At 77.6% G+C, this 19,410-nt stretch carries 18 protein-coding genes; 6 read left to right on the forward strand and 12 right to left on the reverse strand.

What is annotated here, in order from left to right; translation table 11 throughout:
- Positions 1 to 10 precede the first annotated feature (10 nt).
- From AB0E19_RS25255 to AB0E19_RS25270, 4 genes are all read right to left on the reverse strand, one after another.
- The gene (locus tag AB0E19_RS25255) at positions 11 to 796 is read right to left on the reverse strand and encodes a CAP domain-containing protein (RefSeq protein ID WP_362184393.1); all 786 of its coding nucleotides are present in this window, start codon (positions 794 to 796) and stop codon (positions 11 to 13) included.
- 188 nt (positions 797 to 984) lie between these two features.
- Positions 985 to 1,902 carry a universal stress protein gene (locus tag AB0E19_RS25260; protein ID WP_362184395.1) on the reverse strand — a complete coding sequence of 306 codons (918 nt, stop codon included), beginning with the start codon at positions 1,900 to 1,902 and terminating at the stop codon, positions 985 to 987.
- A 132-nt stretch (positions 1,903 to 2,034) separates the two neighbouring features.
- Entirely contained in the window at positions 2,035 to 3,399 is a 1,365-nt protein-coding gene (locus AB0E19_RS25265) for an acyl-CoA dehydrogenase (protein WP_362184397.1), read from the reverse strand.
- A 165-nt stretch (positions 3,400 to 3,564) separates the two neighbouring features.
- Positions 3,565 to 4,020 carry an Rrf2 family transcriptional regulator gene (locus AB0E19_RS25270; RefSeq protein WP_362184399.1) on the reverse strand — a complete coding sequence of 152 codons (456 nt, stop codon included), beginning with the start codon at positions 4,018 to 4,020 and terminating at the stop codon, positions 3,565 to 3,567.
- 593 nt (positions 4,021 to 4,613) lie between these two features.
- Here AB0E19_RS25270 and AB0E19_RS25275 point away from each other — a divergent pair.
- A complete protein-coding gene (locus AB0E19_RS25275) occupies positions 4,614 to 5,495 on the forward strand; it encodes a glutathione S-transferase C-terminal domain-containing protein (RefSeq protein WP_362184401.1) in 882 nt (293 codons plus the stop codon).
- A gap of 12 nt (positions 5,496 to 5,507) precedes the next feature.
- Here AB0E19_RS25275 and AB0E19_RS25280 read toward each other — a convergent pair whose 3' ends face one another.
- Positions 5,508 to 6,545, reverse strand: coding sequence for an NAD-dependent epimerase/dehydratase family protein (locus tag AB0E19_RS25280; RefSeq protein ID WP_362184403.1), 1,038 nt, complete (start codon positions 6,543 to 6,545; stop codon positions 5,508 to 5,510).
- 143 nt (positions 6,546 to 6,688) lie between these two features.
- Here AB0E19_RS25280 and AB0E19_RS25285 point away from each other — a divergent pair, with 143 nt between their 5' ends.
- The gene (locus AB0E19_RS25285; RefSeq protein ID WP_360610218.1) at positions 6,689 to 6,898 is read left to right on the forward strand and encodes a DUF5133 domain-containing protein; all 210 of its coding nucleotides are present in this window, start codon (positions 6,689 to 6,691) and stop codon (positions 6,896 to 6,898) included.
- Here AB0E19_RS25285 and AB0E19_RS25290 read toward each other — a convergent pair.
- A complete protein-coding gene (locus AB0E19_RS25290; RefSeq protein WP_362184406.1) occupies positions 6,825 to 8,078 on the reverse strand; it encodes an MFS transporter in 1,254 nt (417 codons plus the stop codon). The two genes, AB0E19_RS25285 and AB0E19_RS25290, sit on opposite strands and share 74 nt — an antisense overlap.
- A 57-nt stretch (positions 8,079 to 8,135) precedes the next feature.
- Between AB0E19_RS25290 and AB0E19_RS25295 the strand changes: the two genes are divergently transcribed.
- Positions 8,136 to 8,708, forward strand: coding sequence for a CGNR zinc finger domain-containing protein (locus AB0E19_RS25295; RefSeq protein WP_362184408.1), 573 nt, complete (start codon positions 8,136 to 8,138; stop codon positions 8,706 to 8,708).
- A gap of 45 nt (positions 8,709 to 8,753) precedes the next feature.
- Here the strand turns inward: AB0E19_RS25295 and AB0E19_RS25300 are convergent, their stop codons facing one another.
- The gene (locus AB0E19_RS25300; RefSeq protein ID WP_362184410.1) at positions 8,754 to 10,052 is read right to left on the reverse strand and encodes a D-alanyl-D-alanine carboxypeptidase; all 1,299 of its coding nucleotides are present in this window, start codon (positions 10,050 to 10,052) and stop codon (positions 8,754 to 8,756) included.
- Positions 10,053 to 10,294: 242 nt separating this feature from the next.
- Here AB0E19_RS25300 and AB0E19_RS25305 point away from each other — a divergent pair, with 242 nt between their 5' ends.
- Entirely contained in the window at positions 10,295 to 11,593 is a 1,299-nt protein-coding gene (locus AB0E19_RS25305) for a cytochrome P450 (RefSeq protein WP_362184412.1), read from the forward strand.
- Between the two features lie 11 nt (positions 11,594 to 11,604).
- Here AB0E19_RS25305 and AB0E19_RS25310 read toward each other — a convergent pair whose 3' ends face one another.
- From AB0E19_RS25310 to AB0E19_RS25330, 5 genes are all read right to left on the reverse strand, one after another.
- The gene (locus AB0E19_RS25310; RefSeq protein WP_362184417.1) at positions 11,605 to 11,883 is read right to left on the reverse strand and encodes a hypothetical protein; all 279 of its coding nucleotides are present in this window, start codon (positions 11,881 to 11,883) and stop codon (positions 11,605 to 11,607) included.
- 62 nt (positions 11,884 to 11,945) lie between these two features.
- On the reverse strand, positions 11,946 to 12,428 hold the full coding sequence (locus AB0E19_RS25315; RefSeq protein WP_362184419.1) for an NUDIX domain-containing protein: 483 nt from the start codon (positions 12,426 to 12,428) through the stop codon (positions 11,946 to 11,948).
- A 54-nt stretch (positions 12,429 to 12,482) separates the two neighbouring features.
- Positions 12,483 to 13,457 carry an FAD-dependent oxidoreductase gene (locus AB0E19_RS25320; protein WP_362184421.1) on the reverse strand — a complete coding sequence of 325 codons (975 nt, stop codon included), beginning with the start codon at positions 13,455 to 13,457 and terminating at the stop codon, positions 12,483 to 12,485.
- The gene (locus tag AB0E19_RS25325; RefSeq protein ID WP_362184545.1) at positions 13,454 to 14,863 is read right to left on the reverse strand and encodes an FAD-dependent oxidoreductase; all 1,410 of its coding nucleotides are present in this window, start codon (positions 14,861 to 14,863) and stop codon (positions 13,454 to 13,456) included. The genes AB0E19_RS25320 and AB0E19_RS25325 overlap by 4 nt, the downstream gene beginning before the upstream one ends.
- Before the next feature lie 152 nt (positions 14,864 to 15,015).
- Positions 15,016 to 16,497 (reverse strand): FGGY family carbohydrate kinase, encoded by a 1,482-nt coding sequence (locus tag AB0E19_RS25330; RefSeq protein WP_362184423.1) that lies wholly within the window; start codon positions 16,495 to 16,497, stop codon positions 15,016 to 15,018.
- Positions 16,498 to 16,800: 303 nt separating this feature from the next.
- Here AB0E19_RS25330 and AB0E19_RS25335 point away from each other — a divergent pair, with 303 nt between their 5' ends.
- Together AB0E19_RS25335 and AB0E19_RS25340 are read left to right on the forward strand one after the other, a co-directional pair.
- Entirely contained in the window at positions 16,801 to 17,835 is a 1,035-nt protein-coding gene (locus AB0E19_RS25335; protein ID WP_362184425.1) for a hypothetical protein, read from the forward strand.
- A 29-nt stretch (positions 17,836 to 17,864) separates the two neighbouring features.
- Positions 17,865 to 19,400: an amino acid permease gene (locus tag AB0E19_RS25340; RefSeq protein WP_362184427.1), complete on the forward strand. Its 1,536-nt coding sequence runs from the start codon at positions 17,865 to 17,867 to the stop codon at positions 19,398 to 19,400.
- Positions 19,401 to 19,410 lie beyond the last annotated feature (10 nt).

A 19,410-nucleotide genomic window follows, 5' to 3' on the forward strand; every position in this document is an offset into this window, starting at 1 on the left:
CCGCGCCCGGTCACTCCCTCGTGCCGAAGTCCTGTACCCACCAGGGCCCGTCGGCCGTCAGGGCCACGCCGACCCCGACGTCGCGGAACGAGCAGTTGACGATGTTCGCCCGGTGCGCCGGGCTCTCCATCCAGTCGTCCATCGCCCGCTGCGGGGTCTTCGGCCCCTTGTGGATGTTCTCGCCCCACGCGGACCAGCTGTAGCCCGCCCGCGTCATCCGGTCGCCGCCGTCGCGCCCCTCGGGGCTGTCGTGGGCGTAGTAGTCGCGCGCCGCCATGTCGTCGGCGTGCCCCTGGGCGGCCTTGGCGAGCCGGGCCTCCGACCGCAGCGGGTCACAACCCGCCCGCTCCCGTTCGGCGTTGGCGAGGGCGATGACGTCCTGGACGTAGCCGGAGGCGCGCGCCGGCACCGTCACCGGAGAGGCGGGCACCGCCCCCGTCTGGGGCGCGAGCCCGTCGGAGGCCGTCCCGTCCTGCGCCCCGGCGCGGGCCGGGGGCGAGGCGGGGGCCCGGGTGGGGTGGGACGGGGGTGGGGCCTCGGGGGCGGGGGGCCTGGCCGCGCGGGGAGCGGGAGCCGAGGGCGGGTGGGCCGCGTACAGACCGAGGAGGACGGTGGCGACGGTGGCGGCCGTGCCCGCGGCGAGCACCGACGCGGCGAAGCCCGGCCGGGGGAGCCCGCGGCGCCGGACCGGACCGCCGCGGCGATGGCGGCCGGAGGCGGGGGAGCCGGGGCCGGGGCGGTGGGGGTGTTCGTGGGGGTCGGAGGGGTCGGGACCGGGGGGACCTTCGTACCGCATGGGGCTCCGCTCTCTCGCCTGCGCCGCCGTCCGGTCCGGGGCCGGTGGGTCCCGGGGCGACGGGGTCAAGGCTTTCCGCCCGCCCGCGCCCCGACACCCGACGTCAACCCGGCGGGTCAACTCCGCGCGTCAACCCGCCGTGCCGGCTTGACACGGCGGCCGCGCGGGTGCGGCGCGCCGTCCCGCTCTCAGCCCTGGGGGACCACGGCCACCGGGCAGGGGGCGAGGTGCAGGGCGGCGTGGGCCACCGAGCCGATCCGCCCGCCCAGCGCGCCGCGCTTGGCGCGGCGGCCGACGACGAGGAGCTGCGCGGCCCCGGAGGTGGTGAGGAGGACCTGGCCGGCGCTGCCGAGTTCGACGTGCTCGGTCACCGGCACGTGCGGGTAGCGCTCGCGCCAGGGCGCGAGCGCCTCGCGGAGCGCCTTCTCCTCGAAGGGCACCAGGCCGCCGGAGTCGTCGGCCAGCCGCAGCGAGGCCGGGCTGAACGCGTACAGCGACGGCAGGCTCCAGGCGCGCACCGCGCGGATCGCGGCGCCCCGCGCGTCGGCGGTCTCGAAGGCGAAGCGCAGCACCCCCTCGCTGTCCTCCGGGGTGCCCTGCTGGCCCACCAGGATCTCGCCCGTGGGCGGTTCGGCGGCCCGGTCGTCGCGGGCGCGCACGGCGACCACCGGCCGGGTCGCGGCGGCGATGATCTGCTGCCCGTACGAGCCGAGCAGGAACCCGGCCACCGCCCCGTGCCCGCGCGAGCCGATGACCAGCATCCCGGCGCTCTCCTGCGCGGCGAGCAGCGCCGCGACCGGAGTGTCCTTCAGTACCTCGGCCGTGACGGGGAGGCCCGGGTGGCGTTGCGTGATCTCCCGCTCGGCCTCCCGCAGCACGGCCTCGGCCGCCTGCTCCTGCGCGCCCTCGTCCTGGACCAGAGGCAGGTCGAGCAGCTCCCAGCGCCAGGCGTGCGCGAGCCGCAGCGCCACCCCCCGGTGCCCGGCCTCCCGCGCCGCCCACTCCGCGGCGGCGAGACTCTCCGGCGATCCGTCCACCCCGGCCACGATCTCCGTCCCGGCCACGATCTCCGTTCCGGTACGGAACTCCTGGGCCTCGCGACTCATCCGACGTCCTCCCTCGCAGCGCGCGTCGGGTCCGGCCCGGCGGCCGGTCCCCTTCCACCCCCAGCTTGGGCCCATCGGCCGTCGGACGTGAGGGACGGAGGTCCCGACATGCCGGACCGTCCGTCCCCGGGGTCAGGCGCTGCGGGCCAGCCGGGTGTGGCCGTTGTGGAGGTAGTGGTCGCCGATGTCGCGGAGCCGGTGGGCGGGGCGCGTACGGGCCGTGAGGGCGCGGGCGTTGCGCCAGAAGCGGTCGAAGCCGGGGCCGCCGCCCCCGGCGCCCGGCGCGGCGGGCGGGGCGCCCTCGACGAGTTCCAGGATGCGGGTGGTCAGCTGGACGGCCGCCCGGCCGGTGACGGTCTCGGCGGCGGCGACCAGGACGGCGAGGTCGGCCCGCTCCTCGAAACCGAGTGTCCAGCCCGCCCGCAGGCCGCCCGCGAGGGCGTCGGCGGCGCGCTCGGCGACGGCGGCGGCGGTGTGGGCGGCGGTGGCGAGTTCGCCGTAGGAGAGCAGCAGGTACGGGTCGACGGGCTGGTCCTGCGCGGGGGTGGAGGCGCGGGGGGCCGGTTCCGGCGGTGGGGCCGTCCGGTTGACGTCCCGGGCCTCGGCGAGCGCGCCCTCCGCGATGCCGAGCGCCACGTGCACGAGGAGCAGCCGGAGCACCAGCGGGGCGAGCGTGGTGAAGGGGGCGACGGCGTGCTCGTCGGCGGGCAGGGTGCCGAGGACCCGGGACCGGGGGACCGGCACGTGCTCGAAGACGACCGTGCCGGCGCCGGCGAGCCGCTGCCCGACCCGGTCCGCCGCCGGTTCCGTGAACACGCCCGGCCGGGCCGGGTCCACCAGCACGACCACCAGGTCGCCGGTGCCCGCCGGGCGGGCGGCGACCACCAGGCGGTCGGCGACGGTCACGGCCGAGTCGAAGGCGCGGCGGCCGTCGAGGAGCCAGCCGCCGCGGTCGGCGCGGGTGAGGGTCAGGGCGACGTCGGGGGAGCCCACGGGCGGCGTCGGTTCGGTCGAGCCGGCGAGCAGCCAGCCCTCGGCCGCCGTGCGGGCGTCGAGGCGAGGGAAGGTTTCGCCTGACCGGCCGGAGGGCCCTGCGGATCCGGAGGGCCCTGCGGATCCGGCGAGCCCTGCGGATCCGGCGAGCCCTGCGGATCCGGCGAGCCCCGCGGGCGTCGCGAGGAAGCGGCTCGTCCAGGACAGGGCGTAGTGGTGGGCGAGGAGTTCGCCGACCGAGCTGTCGGCGGCGGACAGCTCCCGCACGGCGGAACACGCGGTCCGCAGGTCGGCGCCGTGGCCGCCCCCGCCGAGCGCCGGGTCGGGGTCCGCCGCCGTCAGGAAGGCGGGGAGCCCCGCCTCCTGGAGCCGTCCGACCTCGTCGCCGGGGTCCTTGCCCGCCCGGTCGCGGGCCTGCGCGTCGACGGCCAGGTCGTCGGCGAGTTCCCGGACGATCCGCCGCCAGAGCGTGTCGTCCCTCGGCGTCGTCTGCTGTGTGCTCATCCCACCCCTCCTGCCCTCCCATTAATCCCACTGGATTAGTAGGGATAGTGGCAGAGCGGGGTCCCGGGCCCCAAGGGGCGTCCAGCATGCGGCCGCGAGGGTTTCGAGGTGTGAGACCGCGTCAGGTCGTCGCAGGTGGGGGTGGGTCGGGGGGCCGGACGTCCGTCAGGGGTTGGTCCAGGCCTCCGGGTCGTCCGCCCGTTCCGTGATCCCGGCCGGCAGCCGCGCCGACGCCACCTCCGCGAGCGAGACGCCCAGCACCTCGCGGACGCTGGCCCGCAGCGCGATCCACAGCGGCAGCAGGGACTCGGCGGGGCCCGTGTAGGTGAGCGCGGGCGGGCGCTCGCCCCGGACCGAGACCAGCGGGCCGTCCACGCAACGGATCACGTCGGCGACGGAGATCTCCTCCGCCGGTCGCGCCAGCCAGTAACCGCCCCGCCCGCCGCGCTGGCTCTCCACGAGTCCGCCCTTGCGCATGTCGCCCAGGATCCCCTCCAGGAACTTGTGCGAGATGCCCTGCCCCTCGGCGATCGCCTCGGCCTTCAACGGCCCCGAGTCCCGGGCGGCCGCGAGCTGGAGGGCGGCCCGCACGGCGTAGTCGGCCCTGGCTGAAATGCGCATGCGGCGCATTATTCCGTACGACTCCGAGGGGCGTCGGACGGCCGGGCCGAGGGCGCGACTCCGCCGGCGCGGGGTGCGACGGGGTGCCGTCCGAGGGGTCGGCGGAGCGGTCCGGCGGCCGGGGAGGGAGCGGCCGGCCGTCGTGTTCGCGCCCTTGACGGCGTCCTCGGACCGCCCGAGACTCGGGGCAGGAATCCGAGTGGACGGGTAGGGAATGATGCGACGGGTCGGCGGGGGTGACGGGGCCGGGATTCGGCCGGTCCGTCCGGACCGCCTCGCCCGTCCGGTCCGCCTCGCCCGTGCGGTCCGTGTGGCCCGTGTCGACCGTGCGGACCGTGCGGACCGTGCGGCGGGTGTGGCCCGTCCGGTCCGGGCCGGCCGTCCGGTCCCTGCCGTGCGTCCGGTCCGGACGCCGCCGTTTCCGCCGGCGCGGGTGCTGCCGCGCCCGCTCGGGCTCACCTCACGGCGCCACATCGACCTGCTGCGGGTGTGCAGCGCGGGCTGACCGCGCCCCGGGCCGGTTCCCTCGTACCGGCTTCCCGTCACTCAGTCGTCGCCGCCGCCGTGCGGGCGTTCCAACACCAGGGAGCACCATGTCCGTCGTCGTCCCGTCCTCGCTGCTGCCCGCCTCCGCCACGCCCGTCTTCCGGGGGCGTATCGGCCGCGTCGCGGCCAGCGGCCACTACGCCGTGCCGTACCGCTACCGCCTCCACGTCGCCCCGGCCGACCCCGACTGTCTGGGGATCGCCGTCACCCACGGACTCCTGGGCCTCGACGCCACGCTGCCGCTGCGTCCGCTGCCCGAACTGCCCGACGACCCGGACGGTTCCTACGACGTGCTCCGGCCGCTGTACGAGGCCAGCGCCCACCTCTACGCCGGTCCCGCCGCCGCGCCCGTCCTCGGCGACGACTGGACCGGGCGGATCGTCAGCACCCATGTCCCCGACATCCTCCGCGACCTGGCCCTCCGCTTCCGGGGCGACGGGCCCGATCTGCTGCCGGAGGAGCACCGCCGGGAGATCGACGCGCTCGCGGCGCTCTGCGCGGACGGGATCCACCGGGCCGCGCAGCGCGCCGGTGAGCTCGGGCTCGACCCGGCACCCGGCGCCCGCAGGGACGCGGACGAGGCGCTCGGGGCGCTCCTCGCGGCGCTCGGCGGGCTCGACGCGCGGCTCGCGGGGCGGTCGTACCTCCTCGGGGACGCGCCGACCCTCGCCGACGTGCACGTGTGGTGCGCCCTGGTCCGGCTCGACACCGTGCACCGCTGGCACCTCGACGCCGAGGCGGTGCGGCGTGTCGCCGGTCACCGCGCCCTCTGGGCGTACGCCCAACGGCTCGCCTCCCGGCCGGAGTTCGCCCGCCACCTCGACGTGGCCGCCGTCCTGCGCCGGCACCGCGCGCACTGCGCGGGCCGGGAGGCGGCCGGCGCGGCCATCGGGATCGTCGACTGGAGTGCGGGCGGCACCGGCCGCTGAGGGAACGGGAGTTCAGGCGGCGCGGCGCCCGGCCAGGGGTGCCGTGTCGTCGCCCGCGCCGGCGCGCACGCCGCGCAGGAAGGCCTCCAGGGCCTCCACGGAACTCGCCGCCGGCGCCCAGTCGAGCTCTTCGCGCGCCCGGTCCGTGGACATGACGGGAAGGTGGCGCAGGAGGTCGAAGAGGCCGGGGGAGGCGGGCGCGAGGCGCAGGTGCCAGGCCGTCGCGAGGGCGCCGCGCACGGCGCCCGCCGGGACCTTCACCGGCCGTGCGCCGAACATGTCGCCGAGCAGCGCCGCGTCGACCACCGGGTCCGCCGCCAGGTTGAACGCGCCGCGCACGTCCCGCAGCACGGCCCGCACGTAGGCGTCGGCGGCGTCGTCGGTGTGCAGGACCTGGAAGCGGAGCCCGGACGGTTCCGGCAGCAGCGGCAGCAGGTCGGGGCGGATGAGCCGGCCCGGGACGAACCGGCCGGCGAAGATCCGGCGCTGCTCGCTCGCCGACTCCTCCTTGAACAGGAACGCGGGCCGCATCCGCACCACCCGGGTCTGCGGGTGATCGCGCTCGAAGGTGTCCAGGACCCGTTCCAGATAGGCCTTCTCGCGGCTGTAGGCGGCGCCCGGCCAGCCGTGCGTCGGCCAGGCCTCGGAGACCGGCGCGCCGCTCTCCGGCCCGGGGGAGTAGGCCCCCACCGACGAGGCGCACACCAGCGCGGGGACGTGGGCGGCCGCGACCGCGTCCCCGACGCGCAGCGCGCCGAGGACGTTGGTCCGCCAGGTCGTCACGGGGTCGTGCGTCGGCCCGAAGCGCCAGGCCAGGTGCACGACGGCGTCGGCGTCGGCGACGTACTGGGCGAGCCGGGGCTCGTCGCCGTCGAGGGACAGGTCGACGGCGGCCCACTCGACGCCCGGGAGGTCGAGCTCCGGCAGCCGGCGCGCCAGGCCCAGGACGGAACCGACGTCCGGTTCGGCGGCCAGGGCCCGCACGACGCTGGTGCCCACGTTCCCGGTGGCGCCGGTGACGACCACCCTCAGCCCGGTACTCGTGTTCATGTCTCCGACCCTCCGCCATCCGGGCGAGCCCCGCACCTCGGCCCGCCACGGCGTCACGGAGGGTGACCGTGCGGGTCGCGCGGGTGGCCGGTCGCGAGCACCATGGAGCGACGCACGACAGGGGGGCTGTCACGGAGGAACCCATGCTGCTGCCCGACCGGAACACCGTCGAACGGCTCCTCCGGCACTACCGCGCCCAGGAGCAGTGCGTCCTGGCCGGTCCCTGCGACCTCTCCGTCCGCCGCCGCTTCGAGGACACCGGGTACACGCTCTGCGTGCTCATGGGCGTCCGCTCGACCGCCGAGGCGCTCCGGGCCGCCGAGCGGTACGTCGCGCCCCGCGCGTCCCTGTGACGCTCGGCCGGTTCCGGGGCCCCGCGTAGGGGAGCGCCGAGGCGGCGCAGAGCACCGCCGCGAGCAGCAGGGCCGCAGGGAGGGACCGGGCCGCGACCGGGCCCGCGGCCGCCGCGCCCAGCGCGAAGCCGGTGATCTTCAAGCCGGCGCCGGTGGCGAACACCCGGCCCCGCAGCCGCTCCGGCGTCTCCTCGTGCCGGACCGCGAACAGCGCGGTGAGCTGCGGGCCCTCCGCCGCCCCCGCGACCGCGAACGCCACCACCAGGGCGGCCGGCCCGCCCGGCGCCCCCGACGCGGCCACCGCCCACGCGCCCGCCTGCGCCAGCGCCGCGCCCCACAGCACCCGCGCCGCCGGCACCGTGCGGGCGAGCCGGGCGTGCAGTGCCGTCGCGACGAGGGAGGCCGCCGCCGTGACCGAGAGCAGCAGCGCCCCCTGGCCCGGCGCGCCGAGCGCCCGCGCCCCGAGCGCCGGGAGGCAGGCCGCGACCACGCCCTGCGCGGTGGCGCAGCCCACCGAGGTGACCGTGGCCCGCAGCAGCGGCCCCCGGCCCAGCACCGCCCGCACCCGGCCGCCCCGGGCGCTGCCCCCGGACCGCGGGGCGGCCGGGGGCAGCGCCCAGGCGACGGGCACCGCCGCCGCGACCAGCGCCGCCGCGAGGACCACCGCCGCCGGCGCGCCGAGGAGCAGCGCGGCGCCACCGGCGAGCGCGGGCCCGGCCAGCGCGGCGACGGAGAAGGTGAGCGAGTCCAGGCCGTGCAGGCGCGGCATCCGGTCGGCGGGCGCGAGCCGCGGCAGCTGCGCCGTCCAGCCGCCCGCGAGCGCCGGGCCCGTCAGGCCCGTGACCACCGCGAGCAGCGCCGTCACCGCGAACGGCAGCCGGCCGAGCCCGAGGAGCACGGCTCCGAGCCCGGCCGCGTAGAGGGCGAGGGCGCCGGCGAGGAGCCGTCCCGGCCGGGGCGAGCGGTCGAGGAGCGCCCCGAGCGCGGGGCCGCCGACGGCCGCCGCGACCGTGGCGCAGGCGAGGAGCGCGGCCGCCCCGGAGGTCGAGCCGGCGGCGGCGAAGCCGGCGAGCGCCAGGGCCGGGCCGGCGGCCTCGTCACCGGTCCGGGCGGCGAGCGCACCCGTCAGATGTGCGGCGGCGGAGGGGCGGGAGAAGGGGCGGAACGAAGGGCTGCGCATGGCGGCAGAGGCTACGGAGGTAACTCAAAAGCTCGCAATATGCGTTACATTCGGCCGATGCCCGTGCTCCCCGACCGGTCCACCCGGCACTCCACCGTCGCCATGGCCCTGCGCACCGCCGCTCTCCTCAACGCCCTGGCCGACCCGTCGGCCGGGCCCCGGGAGGTCGCCGCCGTGCTCCTCGCCCACGGCGAACCCGCGCCGGTCGAGGTGACCGCCGAGGACGTCATGGGGCTGCGGGCCGCCGCCGTGCACCTGCGGGAGGTGTTCGCCGCCGGCTCCGCCGACGAGGCCGCCGCCCTCCTCAACTCCCTGCTCGCCGCGCACACCGGCCCCCTCCGGCTCACCTCGCACGGCGGCACGGCCCCCTGGCACCCCCACGCGGACGCCGACGACGACGCGCCCTGGACGGCGTGGTTCCGCGCCTCCGGCTGTCTGGCCCTGACCGTCCTCCTCTGGGAGCGGCAGGCCCCACCCGGCCGCACCTGCGCCTCCGCGAGCTGCGGGAACGTCTTCGTCGCCCACGGCAGCGGGCCCGAGCGCCGCTACTGCTCCCGCCGCTGCGCCACCCGGGAGCGGGTCGCCGCGCACCGTCGCGCGCGCACGGCGACGGCCCCCGGCGCGGACTGAACGTCCGGCCGGGGGCCGCCGCCGTGGTGGCGCCGTCCGCGCGGGTCAGGAGCGCGGGACCCGGCGCCGCCACGCCCACAGGACGAGGGCCGCCGCGCAGGCCGAGCCCACGAGGGAGAGCGGCAGCGCCACGGACGGGCCCGCGCCCGCGGAGTCCTCGGCGGCGGCGCCGGGCCCGGCCGCCGAGGCGCCGAGGGCGGCGGCCGGGGCACCGGCTCCACCGCGCACGGAGACGCCCCGGGCGTCGGTCCGCCGCTCGCTCCCGGCCCCCGCGGCCCCCGCGGCCTCCCGGGACTCCTCGGACTTCGGGGGAAGCAGGGAGCCGACCGGCTCGACCTTGCCCGCCGCCGCGAAACCCCAGTCGAGGAGGGAGCGGGCCTCCTCGTAGACGGCGAGCCCGCCGCCCGCCTGCGGGTTCATCACCGACACCACCAGGGTGCGGTCGCCGCGGCGGGCGGCGGCGACGAGGGTGTTGCCCGCGTTGCTGGTGTAGCCGTTCTTGACGCCGATGATCCCCGGGTAGCGGCCCACCCCGTCCGCCCCGGTGACGAGACGGTTGGTGTTGGCGATGCCGTACGACCACGAGCCGGCCGGGAAGTCGGCGTAGGCGGTCGAGCAGTAGCGGGTGAACTCCGGATCCCGCACCCCCGCCCGGCCGAAGACCGCCAGGTCGTACGCGGACGACACCTGGCCCGGCGCGTCGTACCCGTCCGGGGAGACGACGCGGGTGTCCACCGCCCCCAGCTCCCTGGCCTTCTCCTGCATCCGGCGGGCCGTCGACTCCCAGCCGCCGCTCATCGCCGCGAGGACGTGGACGGCGTCGTTGCCCGAGCTGAGGAAGACGCCGTTCCACAGGTCGGAGACCCGGTACGTGTACCCCTCCTTCACCCCGACGAGGCTGCTGCCCTCGCCGATCCCCGTCAGCTCCTCGTCGGCCACCGTGTGCCGCTCGGACGCCGCGTGGTGCGGGAGCAGCGTCAGCGCGAAGAGGGTCTTCAGCGTGCTGGCCGGCGGCAGCTTGCGGTGCGCGGCGCGGGCGGCGAGCACCTCGCCCGTGCCGGCGTCGGCCACCACCCAGGAGAGCGCCGAGGGCGTCGGCACGGCCGGCGCGCCGGAGAGCGGCTGCACCTGCGTCCCGTTCCGGTCGAGCCGCGCCCGGTCCATGAACCGCCGTGCGGGAGGGGTCGGTTCGGTGGGGGAGCCGGGTCCGAGGGAGGGGAGGGCGGCGGGGGCGGCCACCGGGGCGCGGGGCGGGGTCGCGGCGCCGGCGACGGGGGCGGAGAGCACGAGCAGCATCGCGGCGGAGCCCGCGGCGGCATGGCGAACAGCTGACGTGACGATCATTCAGCCACCGTAGGAAGGGGGTGCGCGGAGCGCAGGAGGAAGTGCGCCACCCGGCCTAGAGAACGCGACGGCGGGCGGCGCGTCGTGCCGCCGGGCGGGTGGTCGCGCTCCGCCGGGCGGGTGAGCACCGCCGCCCCCGGCATCCGACGACGGCAACTCCGCGCGCACACGTGCGCGTTGACTCTAGGATGCGGCCGACCCGCCCCGCCCGCCCGGCAGCCCACCCGTCGTCAGGAGCGCACATGGACGCACAGCCCGAAGCCACCGAAGCCCTCACCCCGACGCCGGAGCCGAAGCGGCCCGCCGGAGCGCCGGAGGCGTACCGGCTCGATCCGGCCGGCGGCTGTCCGCACGCGGTGAACGCGCGGCTGCGGGCCCAGGGCGCCGTCGCCCCGGTGCTCCTGCCCGGGGACATCGAGGGCATGGTCGTCCTCGGGCACCACGCCCTGCGGGACTTCCTGGCCGACCCCGACGTCGCCAAGGGGCCGCGGCACTTCACCGCGCTCGCCGAGGGACGCATACCGGAGGGCTGGCCGCTGCGCACCTTCGCGACCGTGCCCGGCATGACCACCGCCGACGGCGCCGACCACCGCCGGCTGCGGACCCTCGTCAGCAGCGCCTTCACCGCCCGCCGCGTCGAGGAGCTCCGCCCGCGCGTGGCGGCGGTGACGGAGGGTCTGCTCGACGGCCTCGCCGAGGCCGCCGCGGCCGGCGACGGAGTCGCCGACCTGCGCCGTCACTTCGCGCTCCCGCTGCCCCTCGGCGTCATCTGCGAACTCCTCGGCGTCGACCCCGCCCACCAGGACCGGCTGCACCGCCTGTCCAGCCTCGTCGTCGCCACCGACACCGAGCCCGCGCAGGCCGTCGCCGCCAACCGCGAACTCCTCGGACTGCTCGCCGCGATCGCCGAGGCCAAGGCGGCCCGGCCCGGCGACGACCTGACCAGCGCCCTGATCGCCGCCCGCGACGAGGGCGGCGACCGGCTGGCCCAGCAGGAGCTCATCGGCACCCTGCTGCTGATGATCATCGCGGGCCACGAGACCACCCTCAACCTCGTCACCAACGCCGTCCGCGCCCTGTGCGCCCACCGCGACCAGCTCGCCCTCGTCACCGGGGGACGCGCGAGCTGGGCCGACGCCGTCGAGGAGACCCTGCGCTGGGACAGCCCCGTCAGCTACTTCCCCTTCCGCTACCCCACCCGCGACCTGACCGTCGACGGGACCCTGATCCCGCGCGGCACCCCCGTGCTCGCCGGATACTCGGCGGCGGGCCGCGATCCGGAGGCGCACGGACCCGACGCCGACCGCTTCGACCTCACGCGGGCCGGCGCGGCCAAGCACCTGTCCCTCGGCCACGGCCCCCACTACTGCCTGGGCGCCCCCCTCGCCCGCATGGAGGCGGCCGTCGCCCTCGAAGCGCTCTTCACCCGCTTCCCGGACCTCGACCTCGCCGTCCCGGAGGCGGGACTGACCCGCCACGCGGGCTTCGTCGGCAACAGCGTCCGCGCCCTGCCCGTCCGGCTCGGGCCCGCCGCGCGGTAACCGCTCCCCGCTCAGCCGCGCCGGCCCCGGCCCAGGTCCCTGGCGGGGGCCGGCACACCGGGAGGTGGTGTGGGGGAGGCCCGCAGCGTGGAGACGAGCCGCAGCAGCCGGTCCTCGTTCCCCGCGAGGCCCGCCGCGCGCAGCGCCTCGTCGGCCTCCGCCATCGGGCTCGTCAGCATCACCCCCGCGTACGGGGCGAGGCGCGGATCCGTCATGACGGCCTGGGTGGATTCGAGGAGGCGCAGGTACGCCTGGGCCGCGGCGCGCTCGGTGGCGGTGATGGTGGTCATGTCGGGCTCCCTCTCGACGGCTTGACGCACCCCACCCTCTCGCACGGGTCTGACAACGCCCCTCAGGCCCGCCCGCGCACCCGCGTGACAAGCCGTTCCAGGAACTCCCGCTGCCCCGCGACCAGCAGCGGAGCCGCCTCTTCCACGGTGAACCACCCCACCCGGTCCAGCTCCGGAAACTCCGCCAGGACCCCGGAGCGCGGCGGCCACTCCATCGAGAACGTCCCCGGCACGACCGCCGCGGGGTCGAGGTCGCCCTCCACCGCCCACACGGTGACGGTCTTTCCGCCGGACTGCCGCACCTCCCCGAGGGCGAGCCACTCGCCCCCCGGCACCGGCAGCCCCAGCTCCTCCCGGAACTCCCGCCGGGCCGCGTCCTCCGGCGCCTCCTCCGGCCCGTACTCCCCCTTCGGCACCGACCAGGCGGCCTGCTCCCGGCGCGCCCAGAACGGCCCGCCCATGTGCCCGATGAGCACCTCGACCGCGCCGTCCTCCGCCCCGGTGCGACGGAAGACGAGCAGGCCCGCGCTGCGCCTGACCACCATGCGGCCAGTCTCGCCGACCCGCCCGGGACGCGCACGGCCACGCGCCCCGCCGCGTCAGCCGGGGGACACCGACCCGCCCGCGGCACCCGCCGCCAGGTACGCCCGTACGGCCTCGGCGGCCCTCCGGCCCTCCGCCGCCGCCCGGACCGCGGGCGTGCCGCCGGCCAGCAGGCCACCCGCCGCGAACACGCCCGGGACGGCGGTGCACAGGGTCGCGTCCACCAGGGGCGCGCGGGTGCCGGGCGCGAGGGGGAGGCCGCCCGCGCGGGCCAGTTCGTGCTCCGGGATCCAGTCGCCGGTGAGGACGAGCGTGTCGCAGCGGATCGACCGGGTGTGCCCGTGCCGGTTCCGGACGGTCACTCCGGCGAGCCGCCCCCGGCCGGTCAGCTCCGTCACCACCGTCTCCGCCGCCACCGGGACCCCGAGGGCGGCCGCGTACCGCTCCTCGCGCACGACGGCCGCCACCGTGACGCCGGCGCGGCGCAGCAGGCTGACGGCGTGTCCGGCCGTCGGGCCGCCGCCGACGACCACGGCGCGCCGGCCGATCCGCTCCGGGCGCGGGCCGAAGAGGGCGACGGTCCGGTGGAGCTCACCGGCCGTCAGGACCCCCTCGGTGCGGGTGCCGGGGATCAGCCGGGCCGGGCGGGACCGTTCGCGGGCGCCGGTCGCCAGGACCACCGCCCGCGCCACGAGGGTCTCCGGCCCGGCCGGCGCGGCCGTCTCCAGGGCGAGCGGGCCCGCCCAGCCGACGACCGACACTCCGGTGCGCAGCACGGCCCCGGCCCGCACCGCCGCCCGCACGGCGCGCCGCGCGAACCCGGGGCCGTCCAGGGCGCGCCCGCGCGGGTCCGGGCCGAAGCCCGGGTGGGCGCAGAAGCGGGGCACGCCCCCGCCCTCGGGCTCCCGCTCCAGGACCTCGACGCGCCCGGTCCCGAGCGCCGCGAGCCGCGCCGCCGCGGCGAGCCCGGCCGGGCCCGCCCCGACGACCAGCACGTCGACGGCCCGTGCCTCCCGTGACCACGCGTTCACCGGGCCCCGGCCCCCTTCCCGTACTCCTCGAGGAGGGCGCGCAGCGTCGGCCGGCAGTGGCCGCCCTGGCAGCGTCCCGCGCCGGCGCGGGTGCGGCGGCGCAGGCCGGCGAGGCCGGCGGGCGGGACGGGCGAGGCGAGCGCGGCGCGCACCTCGCCGCGGGTGACGTGCTCGCAGTGGCAGACGACCGTGCCGGGTCCGGGGTCGCGGGCGACGGCCGCCGCGTCCCGGTGGGGGCGGGGGAAGGCCTCGCCGAGGTGCGGCACCCGGACGGGCGCGAGCGGCCGCTCGGGGCCGGTCCGCAGCCCGCACTCGGCGAGCAGGCCGAGGACGTGCTCGGCGAGGGCCAGGGAGGCGGACAGGCCGGTGGAGCGGATCCCGCCGACCGTGACGTACCGCAGCCCGGGGTGGGCGGCGCACCGGTAGTCCTCCCGTCCGGTGGCGGCCCGCAGGCCCGCGTACGCGGCCGTCACCTCCTCCTCCGCCAGGGCGGGCACGATCCGCGCGCCCTGCTCCCGCAGTCCGGCGAGCCCTTCGGCGGTCGTGCCGGTGGCGGTGCGGTCGTCGAGGTCCTCGGCGGTGGGGCCGACCAGCACGTTGCCGTACACGGTGGGCGTGACGAGGACGCCCTTGCCGAGCGGGCCGGGCACGGGCAGCAGGATGTGCCGCACGAGCGGGCGGGCGTACGTGTCGAGGACGAGCAGCTGGCCCCGGCGGGGCGTGACCGTGAAGTCCCGTACGCCGAGCAGCGCGTCGAAGCCGTCGGCGTGCAGGCCGCAGGCGTTGACCAGGAACCTCGCGGTGAGGGGGCCCCGTGTGGTGGCCAGCCGGTGCGGCGCGTCGGCGCGGGAGCCGGGGGCGACGTCCGTCACCCGGCAGCCGAGCAGCAGGTCCACGCCGGACAGGACGGCCTGGGTGGCGTAGGCGAGGGTGGTGCTCCAGGGGCAGACGATCGACTCGCCGGGCACGGCCAGCGCGCCGAGCGCGCCGGGTCCGAGGTGCGGCTCGCGGCGGCGGAGTTCGTCCGCGCCGACGATCCGGGTGGCGTGGTGGCCGTTGCGGGCGGCCTTCGCGGCGAGGCCGGGCAGGGCGGCCCGCTGCTCCTCGTCCCAGGCGACGAGGAGCGCGCCGAGGGGCTCGACGGCGATCCCCGTCTCGGCGGCGTAGGCGGTGAGCAGCCGGTGGCCCGCCCGGACGAGCCCGGCCTCCAGGGTGCCGGGGGCGGCGTCGAAGCCGGTGTGGAGGATCGCGGTGTTGGCCTTGGAGGTGCCCTCTCCGACGTCGTCCGCCGCGTCGACCAGCGCGACCCGCAGCCGGTGGCGCGCCAGGGCGCGGGCGATCGCGCAGCCGACGACCCCGGCCCCGACCACGACGACGTCGTACGCCTCCGCCGCCGCGCCGGGCAAGGGACCGCGCCGGCTGACGTGCCCGCCGCCCTCGGCCGGGCCGGCCGAGGCCGGCGCACGCCGCCCGTTCGCGCCGGGCCGCGGTCCCCGCCCGTTCGCGGCCGCGGCCCGGGCGAGGTCGCCGTCGCCGGGCCGGCGGTGCCCGAGGCGGGTCACGCGGACGCCTCCGACGCCCCCGGGCGGTGGTGCTCGGGCGCCGCGGGGCGGTCGACGAGTGCCGCGACCTCCGCCCGGAAGCGGCCGAGCCGGTCCGCCGCCTCGTCCGCCGAGATCGAGGGCTCGTACACGGCGGACGGCTTCCACGCCGGGACGGCCTCCGCGACGGTGAGGCGCGGGTCGTGGCCGAGGCGGGCCATCGCGCCGACGCCGAGGGCGGTCGCGTCGGGGAGCGCGGCGACCTCCACCGGGAGCTGGAGCAGGTCCGCCTGGGTCTGCATCAGCAGCGCGGAGCGGGTGAGGCCGCCGTCGGCCCGCAGGGTGTCGAGCGGGGCGCCCCGGTCCGTGGCCGCCGCCTCGGCGAGGTCGACCACCTGCGCGGCGATGCCCTCGACGAGGGCCCGCACCAGGTGCCCGCGGCCGGTGTCGAGGCCCAGGCCGGTGACGCTGCCGCGGGCGTCGGCGCGCCACCAGGGGGCGGCGAGCCCGGCGAGCGCGGGCACGAAGGTGACGCCGCCGGTGTCGGGCACCGAGCCGCCGACGGCGTCCAGGTCCCGGGCGCCGGAGACGACCCCGAGGTCGGTGAGCCAGCGGACGGCGGAGGCGACGGTGTACACCTGCCCGTCGAGGCAGTGTTCGGTGCGGCCCCGCAGCCGCCAGGCCACGCAGCCGACGAGGCCGGTCGTGGTGCGGCGGGGGAGCGGTCCGGTGCGGGCGAGGAGGAACGCCCCGGTGCCGTAGGTGCACTTGGCGGCGGCGGGCGCGCCGGCGCTCTGCGCGAGGAGCGCGGCCTGCTGGTCCACGACGAGCCCGGTGAGCGGCAGAGGCGGCCCGAACGCCGTGGTGGTGCCGACGGGTTCGTCGCAGTCGACGATCCGGGGGAGCTTTTCGCCGCCGAGGCCGTAGAGGTCGAGGGCGGGCTCGGACCAGGCGACGGCGGTCGGGTCGAGCAGGCCGGTGCGGCCGGCCGTGGCCGCGTCGGTGACGAAGGCGCCCGTCAGCCGGTGCGTCAGCCAGGCGTCGCTCGTCGTCACCACCCCGGCGCCGGTGGTGTGGCGACGGATCCAGGCCATCTTGGGCGCGGCGAAATAGGGGTCGACGGGCAGGCCCGTCAGGTCCTTCAGCTCCTCGTGGTGGGGTGTGAGTCCGGTGCAGATTCCGGCCGCCCTGCGGTCCTGCCAGACGAGGGCGTCGGTGAGCGGTCCGCCGGTGGCGGGGTCCCAGGCGAGGACCGTCTCGCCCTGGTTGGCGAGGCCCACGGCGACCACCGGGACGCCCGCCTCGGCGAGCGCCGCGCGGCCCGCCGCGACCACGGAGCCGTACAGTTCGGCGGGGTCGGCCTCGACCCGGCCGCCGGGCAGGTGGCGCGGTCTCACCGGCGCCGTGCCGGTGCCGAGCACGCCCCGTTCCGGGCACAGGACGAGTGCCTTGGTTCCGGAGGTGCCTTGGTCGACGGCGAGTACCGGGCCGCCCGTCATGTGCCTGCTCCCGTCGTGGGGTTCGCCGGAGGGAAGGGGTCAGGCTGGTGGGCGGACGGTCCGCCGTCAACCCTCTCCCGGCGAGCCTGTCAGGTCACTCCCGATTACTTGACGGTAGCTCAAAAGCGCGCACTGGCCTGATAGTTACGGTCACAAGAATGATCCGGACGATCACCTTCGGTCGCGCCTATAGTGAGCGCCGCTCGCCGACGGACGCGCGGGCGCCGCTCGCCGACCGACCGCGCCCGACCGAGGACCGATGACCACGCCCACCGCCCCGCCCGCACCCCGTCCCGCCCGCTGATGCCCGGACACGGCTTCCGGCCCGTCTTCCACCCGGCGGGCCACGACCACGCCCTGCGCCACGCGCTCCAGGACCTGCGCACCGGCCGCTGGGGCGAGATGGCGCGGCTCCTCGAAGGCCCGGACGGCGCCGACGGCCCCGACACCCGGGCCGTCGGCGGCGCGGACGACCGGACCGGCGCCGGACACTGGGACGGCTGGACGCGGCGCACCCAGGTCCTCGCCGCCGTCGCCGCCGGCACCGACGTCGTCCACACCTGGCGCGCCGAACGGCCCGGCAGCGCCGCCGCCTGCGTCATGCACGCCCGCGTCGCCGTCGAGCGCGCCGTCCGCGCCCAGCGGGCCGACCACCCGCGCGCCCGCACCCTCCGGCAGGAGGCGTGGACCGCCTGCCGGGAGGCCGCCGACCGTGCCCCCGCCGACCCGGTGCCCTGGGTCTGCCTCCTCGCCCTCGCCGCGCTCGACCCCCGCAAGGACGCCCTCGAACACCGCGCCGCGCCGCCCGCGCCGATGCTGCCGCCCGGCCCTTGGGGGCTGCTCGCCGAGGCCGAGCGGCGCGACCCGTACAACCGCGAGGCCTACCACCGCATGCTGCAGTTCATGTACGGGCGCAGCGAGGGTCCGCTCTCCGAGGCCGTCAACTACGCCCAGTGGGCGGCCGCCGCGGCGCCGCGCGGCTCCGCCCTGCACGCCCTGCCGCTCTACGTCCGGGTCGAGCGCTATCGCCGCGACCGGGGCCACGAACACGCCCTGGACCTGCACTGGGTGGCCGAGGACGCGGTCCGCGAGGCCCGGCGGGCGATGGACGCCTGGTTCCTCTTCTGCGCGGTGCCGGAGGCCTCCCAGCTGGACCTCAACCATCTGGCGCACGCCCTCTTCGGCGCCCTGCGCTTCGCCGACGCGGCACGGGTCTTCGAGGCCCTGGGCCCGTACTACACCACCGTCCCCTGGGCCCACCGCACCCCGCGCCCGGCCGACCGCGCCCTCGCCGAGGAGGTCTTCCTGCGGGCCCGCGCCCGCTGCCTCGCCGACTGAGCGGCCCACCCCTCCCGAAAGGTTCCCCGATGTCCCGCGCCACCCCACCCGAGGCACCGCGCCACCCGTCCCCGGCGTTACCCGACGAGGAGGCCCGGCTGCGCGAGCTCGGCTACCAGCCGGTGCTCGCCCGCCGCATGGGCGGCTTCGGCAACTTCGCCATCAGCTTCTCGGTCATCTCCGTCCTCTCCGGCTGCATGACCCTCTACGGCTTCGGGCTCGGCACCGGCGGCCCCGCCGTGATGCTCTGGGGCTGGGCGGGCGTCGGTCTCTTCGTCCTCTGCGTCGGCCTCGCCCTCGCCGAGGTCACCAGCGCCTACCCGACCTCCGGGGCGCTGTACTACATGGCGGACCGGCTCGGCGGCCGCCGCTGGGGCTGGTACACCGGCTGGCTGAACCTGCTCGGCCTGCTCGGCGCCATCGCCGGCATCGACTACGGCGCGGCCCTCTTCACCGGCGCCTTCCTCAACCTCCAGTGGGGCTTCGAGCCGACGCCCGGCTCCACCTTCCTGATCTTCCTGGTGATCCTGCTGCTCCACGCCGCCCTCAACCTCTTCGGCGTGCGCCTCGTCAGCGTGCTCAACTCGATCAGCGTCTGGTGGCACCTCGCGGGCGTCGCCGTGATCGTCGGCGCCCTGGCGATCGTCCCCGACCGCCACCAGTCGGCCGGCTTCGTGTTCACCGAGTTCGTCAACGACACCGGCTGGGCCAATCCGTTCTACGTCGCCGCGATCGGACTCCTCCTCGCCCAGTACACCTTCTCCGGCTACGACGCCTCCGCCCACCTCTCCGAGGAGACCGCCAACGCCTCGGTCACGGCGGCCAAGGGCATCGTCCGCGCCATCTGGGTCTCCTGGATCGCCGGCTTCGCCCTGCTCGCCGGGCTCACCTTCGCCATCCAGGACTACGCGGGCACCGTCGGCAGCGCGACCGGCGTGCCGCCCGCCCAGATCTTCCTCGACGCCCTCGGCACCGGCGGCGCCACCGCCCTGCTCCTCGTCGTCATCGTCGCCCAGCTCTTCTGCGGCAACGCCGAGGTGGCCGCCGCCAGCCGCATGGTCTTCGCCTTCAGCCGCGACAACGCCCTGCCGGCGTCGGCGACCTGGCGGAAGGTCAGCCCCCGCACCCAGACGCCGGTGCCGGCGGTCTGGCTGTCGGTCGGCGCCGCCGCGGTGCTCGCCCTGCCGTCGCTGTACTCGCCGACCGCCTACGGCGCGGTCACCGCGATCAACGTCATCGGCATCACGCCCGCCTACGCCATCCCCATCTACCTGCGGCTGCGGGCCGGGCGCGACTTCACGCCCGGCCCGTGGAGCCTCGGCCGCTGGAGCCGGCCGATCGGCTGGACCGCCGTCGGCTGGGTCGCGGTCGTGACCGTCCTCTTCTGCCTGCCCCAGAAGAGCCCGGTGACCGTCGACACCATGAACTACGCGGTCATCGCCCTCGCCGTCGTCCTCCTCCTGGCGACCGTCTGGTGGTACGCCGCCCGCCGGTCGTACGGCACGCCGACCCCGTACGGCGGCACGGCCCGCGAGGAGGCGGAGCTCGCCGAGAACATCGTCTGATCCTCCGCCG

The sequence above is a fragment of the Streptomyces sp. NPDC047974 genome (assembly GCF_040653375.1).
Taxonomy (GTDB): domain Bacteria; phylum Actinomycetota; class Actinomycetes; order Streptomycetales; family Streptomycetaceae; genus Streptomyces.